Origin of the sequence: Ligilactobacillus pobuzihii E100301 = KCTC 13174 (genome assembly GCF_000349725.1) — a bacterium.
GTDB classification, from domain to species: domain Bacteria; phylum Bacillota; class Bacilli; order Lactobacillales; family Lactobacillaceae; genus Ligilactobacillus; species Ligilactobacillus pobuzihii.
Genome location: NZ_KB714704.1, coordinates 50,145 through 61,745 on the forward strand (window position 1 = coordinate 50,145; position 11,601 = coordinate 61,745).

Annotated in this window: 9 protein-coding genes, 1 pseudogene and 1 other annotated feature; of the genes and pseudogenes, 9 read left to right on the forward strand and 1 reads right to left on the reverse strand. The window is 38.3% G+C overall.

Features of this window, described 5'->3' with window-relative positions; genetic code table 11:
- Positions 1-995, forward strand: a pseudogene (locus LACPOB_RS12215) (class I SAM-dependent methyltransferase); the annotation flags it as partial.
- Between the two features lie 548 nt (positions 996-1,543).
- Here the strand turns inward: LACPOB_RS12215 and LACPOB_RS0111150 are convergent.
- On the reverse strand, positions 1,544-2,272 hold the full coding sequence (locus LACPOB_RS0111150) for a GntR family transcriptional regulator (RefSeq protein ID WP_017868901.1): 729 nt from the start codon (positions 2,270-2,272) through the stop codon (positions 1,544-1,546).
- A 204-nt stretch (positions 2,273-2,476) separates the two neighbouring features.
- Between LACPOB_RS0111150 and LACPOB_RS0111155 the strand changes: the two genes are divergently transcribed.
- The 8 genes from LACPOB_RS0111155 (at position 2,477) to LACPOB_RS0111190 (ending at position 11,262) form a co-directional block, all read left to right on the forward strand.
- Positions 2,477-2,779, forward strand: coding sequence for a hypothetical protein (locus LACPOB_RS0111155; protein ID WP_225429666.1), 303 nt, complete (start codon positions 2,477-2,479; stop codon positions 2,777-2,779).
- 87 nt (positions 2,780-2,866) lie between these two features.
- The gene (locus LACPOB_RS0111160) at positions 2,867-3,274 is read left to right on the forward strand and encodes a hypothetical protein (RefSeq protein WP_017868903.1); all 408 of its coding nucleotides are present in this window, start codon (positions 2,867-2,869) and stop codon (positions 3,272-3,274) included.
- Positions 3,275-3,368: 94 nt separating this feature from the next.
- Positions 3,369-4,505: an exonuclease SbcCD subunit D gene (locus LACPOB_RS0111165; protein ID WP_017868904.1), complete on the forward strand. Its 1,137-nt coding sequence runs from the start codon at positions 3,369-3,371 to the stop codon at positions 4,503-4,505.
- Positions 4,492-7,620 carry an SbcC/MukB-like Walker B domain-containing protein gene (locus tag LACPOB_RS0111170; protein ID WP_017868905.1) on the forward strand — a complete coding sequence of 1,043 codons (3,129 nt, stop codon included), beginning with the start codon at positions 4,492-4,494 and terminating at the stop codon, positions 7,618-7,620. Before LACPOB_RS0111165 ends, LACPOB_RS0111170 begins: the two co-directional genes overlap by 14 nt.
- 33 nt (positions 7,621-7,653) lie before the next feature.
- Complete coding sequence (locus LACPOB_RS0111175; protein WP_017868906.1) at positions 7,654-8,241, forward strand: metal-dependent hydrolase; 588 nt, start codon at positions 7,654-7,656, stop codon at positions 8,239-8,241.
- 135 nt (positions 8,242-8,376) lie between these two features.
- Entirely contained in the window at positions 8,377-8,832 is a 456-nt protein-coding gene (locus LACPOB_RS0111180; protein WP_017868907.1) for a Fur family transcriptional regulator, read from the forward strand.
- A gap of 42 nt (positions 8,833-8,874) precedes the next feature.
- Positions 8,875-9,067, forward strand: a binding site (T-box leader).
- Between the two features lie 120 nt (positions 9,068-9,187).
- Positions 9,188-10,441, forward strand: a complete 1,254-nt coding sequence (gene tyrS / locus LACPOB_RS0111185) for a tyrosine--tRNA ligase (RefSeq protein WP_026142841.1) — start codon at positions 9,188-9,190, stop codon at positions 10,439-10,441.
- Between the two features lie 221 nt (positions 10,442-10,662).
- Positions 10,663-11,262, forward strand: a complete 600-nt coding sequence (locus LACPOB_RS0111190) for a nitroreductase family protein (protein WP_017868909.1) — start codon at positions 10,663-10,665, stop codon at positions 11,260-11,262.
- Positions 11,263-11,601: the final 339 nt, after the last annotated feature.

The window sequence follows — 11,601 nt, forward strand, 5'->3', positions numbered from 1 at the left end:
CTCTTTTGATCTATGGCGATCGTGGGATTCAAAAGCTGGTGGCTTCTGCTTATCGCAAATCAGGCAGCTTTTTGAAGAAAAACTCTTTCCTAAAACATTTGCCTAAAATTTCTCATTCGAAAATTGATTCTAAAGAAGACATTCAAAGTCACTACGATATCGGGAATGATTTTTATAGTATGTGGTTGGATAAGACGATGACTTATTCTTGCGCTTACTTCAAAAATGAGGACGATACTCTAGAACAAGCACAGATAAATAAGGTCCGCCACATCCTAAATAAACTAGCTATTACTGATGGTGGCAGTTTGTTAGATATTGGTTCTGGTTGGGGCACAGTTTTATACACTGCTGCAGAAGAATATGGTGTTCATGCTACAGGTGTGACATTGAGTCAGGAACAATATAATTATACCAAGCAACAAATCAAAGAACGCAACTTAGAAGATAAAGTTGATGTTTACTTAGAAGACTACCGTGACTTGCAAGGTCAGTATGATTTCGTAACTTCTGTTGGTATGTTTGAACATGTGGGTAAAGAAAATCTAGGCGAGTACTTTGCCACTGTTAAACGTTTGTTGAAACCAAATGGTCGCGCATTGATCCACGGGATCACCGGACAACATAGCGGTGCTGGTGTTGATCCATTTATCATTAAATATATTTTCCCAGGTGGCTACATTCCCAATATGGTCGAAAACTTACAACATGTAATGGATACTGGCTTGCAATTAACTGATTTAGAACCGCTACGTCGTCATTACCAAAAGACTTTGGAATGCTGGCGACATAATTTTATCGAAAATTACGATGTAGTTAAGGGACGTTATGGTCAGAAATTTGCACGCATGTGGGATCTGTATTTGCAAGCTTGTGCTGCTTCATTTGAAGCTGGTAATATTGACGTTATGCAGTATTTGTTGGTTAACGGAACCAGTGGAACGGGTACACCAATGACACGTCAGTATATTTATGATGCAGATAATAAAAAATAAATTGAGCAATAACAAGAGAGCGGGACAAAAGTCATTTTGAAGCTGGTATGTAATGCCATTTACGCCATTTTTGGCCGTAGCAAAGCGAAGAGCCAGAATGACGTAATTATCGTTACAGTATGGCTTCAATCTTTTGGAACACGTTTAGGGCCGTTGATTTAACCTATTAAATGGGTTAAATCGGCGGCCCTTTTTTGTATCACACAGCTAGCTAGTTATGTCCCAACCTCTTTTGTTTTGGATAATTTTTTGCGACAAATAAAAAAGAGAGCGGGACAAAAGTCGTTTTGAAGCCGGTATGTAACGTCGTTTACGACATTTTTGGCCGTAGCAAAGCGCAGGACAGGAATGGCGCAAATGGCATTACATTGAGGATTCAGACTTTTGAAACGCGTTTATGCTATAAAAATTTCAAGCGATAATTTGATTATTTTTGGCAAAAAAAAGAGACTGGAATATTGTTTTGTCCCAGCCTCTCGTTTTCCAGCCAGAAAAATATTTTGTTAGTAGATTTCAAACTTTAAAATAGAAACGTTGTTATACCAAGCTTAATCTGAAATAGTGACGAAGGTATTATATTTCATGTATTTGTAATGAAGTCGCATCCGTGAAAATTCAAATGGAGTTCCATTATTTAAAAAGAAGATACCTTCCATCACACCGACAGGCTCGTTAGGTTTCAGATGCAACAGATCCTGGTCATATTTGGTCGATGGTTCTGCAAAAATTGAGAGGAATGATTTGGAAACCGTTTGTCCAAAGGCTTGTTCGACGTAGCTAAAAATTGAGCCCTCAATTTTTTTAAGTGAAAGGCTAGGTAAGATCTTGATCGGTATGTAGCCAGTTTCGATCATAAATGGTTGCTCATCAAACAGCCGAAGCCGGTCTATTTTATAAACGAAGTCATCAGGCTTTAAAAACAGGTCATGTTGTATCTCTTCCGTGGGGCGAATGACTTCAAAATTCAATACTTTGATTTGGGGGCTTTTACCATTCATCTCAAAGTTATCTGAAACTCCCATGTTTGAACTTTCTCCATAATTGAAGACAGACTCATTTTTTAAATAAAGTGGGTTAATAAAGGTCCCAGAGCCTCTTTTTTTAAAAATCACACCATCACTTGCCATCCGCGTTAAAGCACGCTTGATAGAGCTTCGACTAACTGAATAGTACTCAGACAATGAGCGCTCGTCTGGCAGTCGCATGGAAGGAAACTTTCCAGCAAAAATTTTTTTCTTTAGATCTGCAATGATTTTTTTATATACAAGTTCGGCCATGACAGTCTCCTTTAAGTAATTAACTGGTAAAACAATACAGATAAGTTATTTACGAGTTTTAAAGACAAGCAAATAAAGTCGGTATGTTTCACATCTCATCTTTAGTTTCCCACAAGTCAGCAGTTCGGACAAGCAGTAGAATTAAATTATAGAACTTGTTTCTAAAGAGAAGCAAGAAATTTTTTCAGTCGGAAAATTAAGAATTTGGAAATTTCTGTAAAATCTTTAAGGGTGACAGTTTCATTTGCAGAAAATATGTCTATAATTAAGGTACGAACATTACAGATAGTGGGTGGGAAAGTGCGGTTATCCATAATATTGATTATTTTATTACTGTGTTTAGTCGGCTTACTGATGGTGATCAGTGCAGTTGGCATGAAAGAAAAAGATGCTTTCGCAGTCCGAATTTTATTTTTCGCGTTGGGTATCTTTTGTATCATAATTGGGTTGTATATTTTATTCGATGTTTATTTGCCACAACATACTGCCGCCATAATGCTGGACTAAAACGGTGTTATAGCAAATATTATCTAACTATCTTTGTTTAGGGTATAATTAAGGATAAATTTGAAAAATATATGAGGAGAGTTGCAGATGCGATCAGTTGACCATAACCGAACACAAGACTCGCGTTTTATTGAATTTTTAGGTAAACAATTTAACTTGTTCCAGGACAAACAGCAAATTTTTATTGATTATTTGGGAGTTCCTCAACCTTTGAGTGCTTGTATTAAAACAGTTGCTCATGATGCTGGTATGTATGCGGCTTTAACTTTGCTAGCTAATGCCAAAGACCGTGTTGATGAAAATGGGACGTTTACGTTGAACGACCATGATACACATGAGATCGATCTATTACACGATGGGTTGTTAGATTTTATTTCTAAGCACGTTTTTCCTAATTTCGATGAACGGTTGATCGATATTCAACCAGACAAGTATGGTGATCTGATCGAAGATAACTATAATAGTGGGCTCGAATCAATTTTGAACCAAGAATAGTCTAGTTGTGATAGCTAGATTTAAAGGGCAGTGATGCTCTTTTTGTGTTAAAATTATACGAACTAATGTTTGAAAAACGACTGGAGGAAATAAGATGCGTTTTTTACATACAGCAGATTGGCATGTTGGCAAAAAATTGCATGGCTTTGACTTATCTGAAGAGCAACGTGATGCGTTTGACCAGATCAAGCAGATCGCGGTTGATCAAAACGTAGAAGCGGTCGTGATCGCAGGTGACTTATATGATCGTGCAGTTGCTAGTGAAGACTCAGTAGCCTTACTTAATCAAATGTTAAAAGAACTTAATTTGCAAGCAGGATACCCATTGTTAACGATCAGCGGCAACCATGATTCGGCTATTCGATTAGAAACTGGCAGTGATTGGTACCAAGCGACTGACTTCTATTTGAAAACTAAGTTTAATGATGCTTTTTCACCTGTAATTTTAGGGGACACACAGTTTTTTATGTTGCCATATTTTCAACCGCAAATGGCGCGTAATTATTTTGAAGATGATTCTTTGAAAAATTTGCCTGAGATCATGGAAAAAGTTGTGGCAGAAATGGAGCAGAAATTTGCCTCTGATAAAAAACATGTTTTGGTCGCGCATTTTTTTGCTGCCGGCAGTTCACATACAGATTCAGAAACTCTGTTAGAAGTGGGCGGGTTAAATCCAGTACCAGTTGATCTCTTAGAAAAGTTTGATTACGTTGCTTTGGGACATTTACATGACAAAAATGCGATCAAGCATGACTTTATTCATTACGCTGGTTCACCAGTTAAGTTTTCGACAAGTGAAGCAAACACTGAAAAGGGCGTCTGGATCGTGGACACTGATCCATATCAAGCCAAATGGATCCCATTAAAACCATTACATGATATTCATATTTTAGAAAATTCATTTGCTGAATTGACTGACCCCAAGTTGTATCGTTTGATCCCAGAAAAGGATTATGTGGCGATCCGGTTGACCGACCGGGCAGTGATCGACGATGTTATGAACAAATTACGTCGTTATTATCCACGTATCGTTAGCTTATCGCGGGTCAATGGACGTGAAAATGCCTTAGTATCCGATCAAAAGACGACCCGGGCTAATTTGAACCCACTGGAATTATTTGAGACTTTTTTTGAAGAAATGACAGCGGATAAGCCCACTCCTTTACAAGAAAAAATCGTTAAAGAAAGTTTTACGGAATTGCAGGAGGGAGATACATATGAAACCCATTAAACTTCGTATGAAAAATTTTGGCCCATATGTCAATGAAACAGTTGATTTTTCTGCTTTTTTTGATGCGTCAGTTTTTCTGATCAGTGGAAAAACAGGTACGGGAAAAACGACGATCTTTGATGCGATGTGTTTTGCCCTGTTTGGACAAACTTCAGGTAATGAACGTGACGCTTACGAAATGCGTTCTGATTTTGCAGATGATCAGGATCTAACAGAAGTTATGTTTGAATTTGAAGACCAACAAAAAAATTATCAAATCACGCGTTCTCCTAAACAAACTGTTGCTTCCAAACGAGGTAATGGTCAGACTGAGCGAGCAGCAAAGGTTTCTTTGATTTACCGTGATGTTTCCGGAGAAAAACGTGAGATCGATAAGATCAATCAGGCAAACCGTTTTATCAGTGACCTGCTGAATTTAACTGCAGAACAGTTTTCACAGATCGTGATCTTGCCCCAAGGCCAATTTCGCAATTTTTTGTCGGCTGACAGTAATAGCAAAGAGACGGTTTTGCGTGAATTATTTGGAACTGAGTTTTATCAGCGCTTTGTTGACAATATCAAGGAACGAAATAAGGAAAGACAAGCTGCAACTAAACAGCAACTTGAACATCTTCATGAGCTGCAAAAAAATGTTCAAGTTGATAAGCCTGAACTGGTCGATATAAACCGACCAGTTCCCGATTGGTTGGAGCAACTTGCTTTAGAATTAAAAAAACAGCGTGCTTTGATCGCTAAATATCAAGCAAAGTATCAGGAAAATGATCAACAAAAAACTAAATTAGACCGCTTATTTCAAACGCAACAAAGCTTACTTGATGACCAAAATAAGTTGGCTGAATATCAAAAACAAGCACAAGGATTAGAGAAACAAAAGTCTCAGTTTGATCAGCTACAAGTACAATTACAAGAATTGGAATGGGCTAATAAACAACAGGCCACGCTTAAAGACTATACCGATGCGGCAGACTTGACGGAAAGATTAAAGGCTAAACAAGAAAGTGAAACGAAAAAACAAGCGACCTTACAACAAGAATTAGCTCAAAATAAGGTACAACAAAAGCAATTAACTGAAGCTGAACCTCAAATTGAAAAATATCAAGGCCAGATCGAACGTTTAAAAGATAAAGTGGCCTTGTACCAAAAAGTTGAACAATTACAAGCAGATCACAAGGAAATGCTTGTTCAAGTCAAACAACAAAAAAAAGAAGTTGCCAAGGCTCAAGAAGAAGTCAAACAAAGTACAAAACGCCAGGCCAAATTGGAAAAAGGACTGCAAGAGTACGCAGATCTACATCAAAAAGAACTGCAGTTACAAGCTAAAAAAGACCAGGTTCAAAACCTTGAGCAAAAGTTAGCTGATTTAAAACAGGCCGCTGAACAAAAAAATGCTACGATAACAGAACTGAAGGCATTGAGAACAGAATTGGGTCAGCTGCAAGAAAATGTTCAAGCGGCCCAAGATAAATATCAGGATCTCGATGCTAAATTTGCTGCCGACCAGATCGTTAGCCTAGCTGCACGCCTAAAGCCAGGTCAACCATGTCCTTTGTGTGGTGCGACTGATCATCCTCACCCAGCCAATGTTAAGACTATGTCTGAACCAGTGACAAAACAACAAGTTAAAGCGGCGCAAAAAGTCCATCAAGATGCACTAGCAGCAGTTAATACACAAAAAGGTACAGTTACTGCACGAGAAAAGTATTTAACGCAACAAGATCTGACACTTAAGAAACAACAAGCAAAACTGGTCGAATCGCTTGCCTTAAGAAGCGATGCTAGTTTAGATAATGTGATCCATGCTGTACAAGTCTCACGCCAGCAACTGGTGACGGATACAGAAACGTTTGACAAACGACAGGCAACTAGCCAAAAAATGCAAGAACAGCTGACTACTTTACAACAACAACAAACAGCACTGGAAAATGCTAGTCAGACTGCAGCTGAAAACTGTCAGCAAGCTCAGTTAGCTGAACAAAAATTAGCCATTGAGTATGAACAAACTAAAGCGCAATTGCCAAAGAAGTACGCCTCCAGTCAGGAATTACAAGAACAATTAAAGTCTTGGAAGGAGTCAGTTACTGATTTTAAGCAGCAACAACAAACAGTCCAAAAAAAGCATAACGTGTTGTCTAATAATATCGCTGCCGTTGAGTCTGGTCTAAAAGAACGAACACAACAGCTTAAAAAAGCTCAAATCAATTATACTGTCGCACAAGAAAAATTGAGAACGGCTTGTCGAAATTATAGTGGTGAAATGGATCTGTCACGCTTGCAAACTTTGAGCCAACAGCTTGATTCTTTAACAACATTGCGCAGTCAGCTAGAAAAATATCATGAAAAGTTGACTATTAATCAGACAAAACAAAAGCAATTAGCAAAACGGATTGCTGATCGACCCACACCACAGATCGAGCAAACCAAAAAACAAATTGCACAGATCAAGCTTAAACAAGATACTTTATTCCAACAGCGTAGTAAGGTCAACCACGTTTTTCAACAAAATCAAGATACTTATACAAAGGTCAGCCAGATCTGGCAAGATTATCAAAGCCAGATCGATCAAGATCAGCAGTGGACACAGTTAGCTGAAGTTGTTTCAGGAAAAGGAAAGTTGAAGCTTAATATTGAAAGATATGTGCTGCAAAGCTACTTTAAACAGGTATTAGAGGTAGCTAACCAACGCTTTGCCGAATTAACGGGTGGACGCTATAGTTTTTGTTTGGATGATAAGGCGGGCAGTTATGCTTCTAACACCGGCTTAGAACTTAATATTTATGATGATAATGCGGGTAAGATCCGCTCGGTACGGACTCTTTCTGGTGGGGAAAGCTTTATTGCTGCTTTGTGTTTGGCTTTAGCTTTAGGCGAGGTCGTGTCAGCACAGGCAGGCGGAGTGAGTGTTGAAGCACTTTTTGTAGATGAAGGTTTTGGATCTTTAGACACGGATAGCTTGCAAATGGCTTTAGATGCCTTGCGAGCCATAGAAGGTGAAAATCGTTTGATCGGGATCATTAGTCACGTTACAGAATTACGGACGGAGATCCCTGATCAATTACACGTTTTATCCGAAAATGGGCGTTCTTCTCTTAAATACGAGCATGAATTTGAGGAATAACGCACCAGTAAATTTAATTAAAAAGGATCGATTATGGAGTACAAAACGCATTTAATAGCGACAATAGTCGTGGGACTGCCAGTCATGGCTAGCGGGGGACAAGTTGAACCCATAAACATTGGGATGTTAGGGTTGGGTAGTTTACTGCCTGATATTGATCATCCACAATCATTTTTAGGTCAACGGAATAAACTTGCTAGCGGCCTAACCAATAAAACATTTGGACACCGGAAAGCTACCCATTCTTTAGTCGCATTAGTGGTAGTATTTTGGTTGATGAATGTGTTAGCTACGAACTATTTAACTAGTCGTGGGATCTACACACCATTTTGGCTGACATTTGGCTATCTTTGTCATTTGATAGAAGATAGCTTTTCACAAGAAGGTGTGAATTGGTTGTGGCCAAAAAAGCGAAAAACCAAGCATAGTGGTAAGTTCTTTTCATACAAAACAGGCAGTTTAGCAGAATACCTAGTTTTTGGATTGATGATTTGTTTATTGTTGATCGAATTGCGGCTGATCTGGATCGATCAACTAGATGATCTCTTAGATGGCAAGTATCTTTTAGCACTACAAACTTGGCTGTTTAAAGTTATTAAATTTTTCCCACTGGTTGCTTGAGAGCACACTATACGTTGTTGGATAAACTTATTTAATAGACTTTTCTTTGTAAATAGTGCTACAATAACGCTATAGAAAGTGTTTTTTAAAAATTACAAACACAAAATTTTTTTACAGTGAGAAGGAGGGCAATTTATGCTGCGAAATCAGGAAACGTTAGTGACGGCTGCTGAAAATTTGAAGGAACATGGGATCAAAAATACCCCCCAACGACAGGTCATTTTGGCTTATTTAATGACTTCACATGAACATCCATCAATTGAAATGATTTATGATCATGTGCGCAAGAATGGGTTTAGTGTGAGTTTAGCGACTGTCTATAATACTCTTGAATTATTGCAGGACAATAAGTTGATCACAGAAGTAGCACCAGACAATGATGGCCATATGCGCTATGATCATCTTGACAAGCCTCACTACCACGTGATTTGTGTGTCATGTAATAAAATCGTCGATGTCTATGATGATAGTTTTAAACGATTAGAACAAAAAGGGGCTACTGAAACGGGTTATCAGATCTATAGTAGTCAGTACGAAGTTTATGGACTTTGTCCTGCTTGTCAAGCTAAACAACAAGCTTTACAGGACTAAAAGACTATTGACTTATGTGTCCGCATAGCTTAGGATAATTTTAATAAAGCAATGAAGTAACGCAGTAGTAACTTGGACCCTGGCCAAGAGAGCTGATGTTCGCTGTAAATCAGTCTATTCCAAGTTTATGAAGTACATTATGGAGCAAAATTCGGTTGATCTCGTTATCGATGTTTAAGGTGACTGCAGTTATTGCAGTAATCTGGGTGGTAACGCGGTAAGATTCGTCCCTGATGTCTATATTGGCATTGGGGATTTTTTATTGAAAAAAGAGGACTGGATAAATTTTAGCGTGGATATAGCGCAGTACTTTTTTGTGTTGCATGAAATTCAAGGTGGAGAAAGGAAGATACATTTGGAAAATATTATTGATGAATTAAAGTGGCGTGGCGCGATCAATCAGGTCACTGATGAGGAAGGTTTATACAAGTTAGTCAATGATAAGTCAGTTGGCTTATACTGTGGGACTGACCCCACAGGTGATAGTTTGCATATTGGACATTTGATCCCATTTATGATGCTTAAAAGATTTCAGATGGCTGGACACCGTGCACATATAATTATCGGTGGTGGTACTGGTTCGATCGGCGACCCATCTGGGCGGAATTCAGAACGGACTTTGCAGTCGATGGAAACAGTTCATCACAATGAAAAAGCCCTAACTGTCCAAATGAAAAAATTGTTTGGGCCTGACAATATTACGGTCGTGAATAACTATGATTGGTTATCTAAGATCGATCTACTTAGTTTTTTACGGGATTACGGTAAATTGTTCAATATCAATACTATGTTGAATAAAGAAGTAGTGTCGACTCGCTTGGAAGCAGGGATCTCATTTACGGAGTTCACATACCAAATCTTGCAGTCAGTTGATTTCCATCATTTATGGAAAGAACATGATGTTCAGTTACAGATCGGTGGTGCTGATCAGTGGGGGAATATTACTAGTGGTATTGATCTGATCCATAAAATGGAAGGACAGAATGCACAGGCGTATGGTTTGACGATCCCGCTAATGGTCAAAGCCGATGGGTCGAAATTTGGTAAAACAGCTGGTGGTGCGATTTGGCTTGATCCGAAGAAAACTACTCCCTATGAATTTTATCAGTTCTGGTTAAATCAAGATGATCGTGACGTCGTTAAATATCTCAAATACTTTACTTTCTTGTCTCGCACAGAAATCGCTGAATTAGAAGAAAAAGTTAAGACGCAACCTGAAAAACGTGAGGCGCAGCGTAAGTTAGCCCAAGAAGTGACTGAATTTGTTCATGGTAAAAAAGCAGTTGAACAAGCAGAACGGATCTCGGCTGCACTATTTTCTGGTGATGTCAAAACTTTAACTGCCGATGACATTGAACAAGGCTTTAAAAATATGCCAGCAGTGGAGTGTTCCAGTGAACTAACTAATATTGTTGAGTGGCTTGTTAATACAGGTATTGAGAAGTCTAAACGTCAAGCACGTGAAGACGTTACTAATGGTGCGATCCGGATCAATGGTGATCGGATCCGTGATATTGACTTTGTGATCGATCCAGCTGCAATGTTTGATGGTCGTTTTGTGATTGCTAGACGTGGTAAAAAACGTTATTTCTTGGCACATGTTAAGTAAGAGTGTGTAATATTACTTCAACTATGGATCCTGACTCGTAGCTTAACGAGAAGTTCATGGCTGGAGTTTTTTGGTTAGATATTGGTTGGTTTATGCGGGCTCAAATTCAAATATTATTCGTCGATTTTATTTAAAAAAGTGAATCAAAAAAGTTTACTTTGAAAAAATAAGTTGCTATTATTATTTCATTACCAAATTTTTGTTAAAAAAGGAGTTTTATAATGTCTGAAACGCTCAATACTTTAAAACAGCGTCGCTCGATTTACGCTTTAGGCACTAATGTTAAACAAAATGAGGACGAGATCGCTGGTTTGATCAAAGAAGCAATCAAAGAATCACCTAGCGCTTTTAATGGACAAACTGTTCGTGCACTGATCTTATTTGGAGATGCATCTAATTCAGTGTGGGATATTGTCGAAAAACGTTTGAAAAGTGAAGTCCCAACAGATGAAGCTTATAAAAAAACACAAGATAAGATCGCTACTTTTCGTGCTGGATTTGGGACGGTGCTTTTCTTTACTGAAACAGACACAGTACATTTTCAAGAAGAAAACTTTGCTTTGTATGCGGATAATTTTCAAGATTGGTCTGAACAGGCGATCGGTGGCGCACAACAAGCTGTCTGGGTCGCATTAGCGGAAGCTGACTTAGGTGCTTCATTACAACACTATAATCCATTGATCGACGATCAGATAGCTGAAAAATTTGATATCCCTGCTAGTTGGCATTTACGCGGTGAAATGCCATTTGGTTCGATCGAAGCACCAGCTGGTCCGAAAGAATACTTAGATGATGCAGATCGCTTTCAAATTATTAAATAAATATTATTTACCATGATTTTTGGACAGTGAGACAAAAGATGTTTTCCAGCCGGTTTGTAACTACGATTGCGTTATTTTGGATCGTAACAAAACGAAGAACAAAAATTTGAATCATTGTTATAGTAAGACTTCAGTCTTTTAAAAAATATTTAAAGCCGTCGCTCTAGCACATTTAATGGGTTAGAGCGACGGCCTTTTAGTATTTCATAGCTAGTTGTGTTCCAGTCCTTTTTATTTTTTTGAAATTTAGGTTCTTTATCAAGTGGTACTGATGAAATAAATTATTAAAATTAAAAAGTAATTGGTCTAACTTGTTTAAGCTGCTTGTTCTTGAATGGA

Coding starts and splice junctions, on each gene's coding strand:
- LACPOB_RS0111180 (WP_017868907.1), top strand. CDS start 8,377: ATGCTGCGAAATCAGGAAACGTTAGTGACGGCTGCTGAAAATTTGAAG.
- LACPOB_RS0111150 (WP_017868901.1), bottom strand. CDS start 2,272: ATGGCCGAACTTGTATATAAAAAAATCATTGCAGATCTAAAGAAAAAA.
- LACPOB_RS0111160 (WP_017868903.1), top strand. CDS start 2,867: ATGCGATCAGTTGACCATAACCGAACACAAGACTCGCGTTTTATTGAA.
- LACPOB_RS0111175 (WP_017868906.1), top strand. CDS start 7,654: ATGGAGTACAAAACGCATTTAATAGCGACAATAGTCGTGGGACTGCCA.
- LACPOB_RS0111170 (WP_017868905.1), top strand. CDS start 4,492: ATGAAACCCATTAAACTTCGTATGAAAAATTTTGGCCCATATGTCAAT.
- LACPOB_RS0111190 (WP_017868909.1), top strand. CDS start 10,663: ATGTCTGAAACGCTCAATACTTTAAAACAGCGTCGCTCGATTTACGCT.
- LACPOB_RS0111165 (WP_017868904.1), top strand. CDS start 3,369: ATGCGTTTTTTACATACAGCAGATTGGCATGTTGGCAAAAAATTGCAT.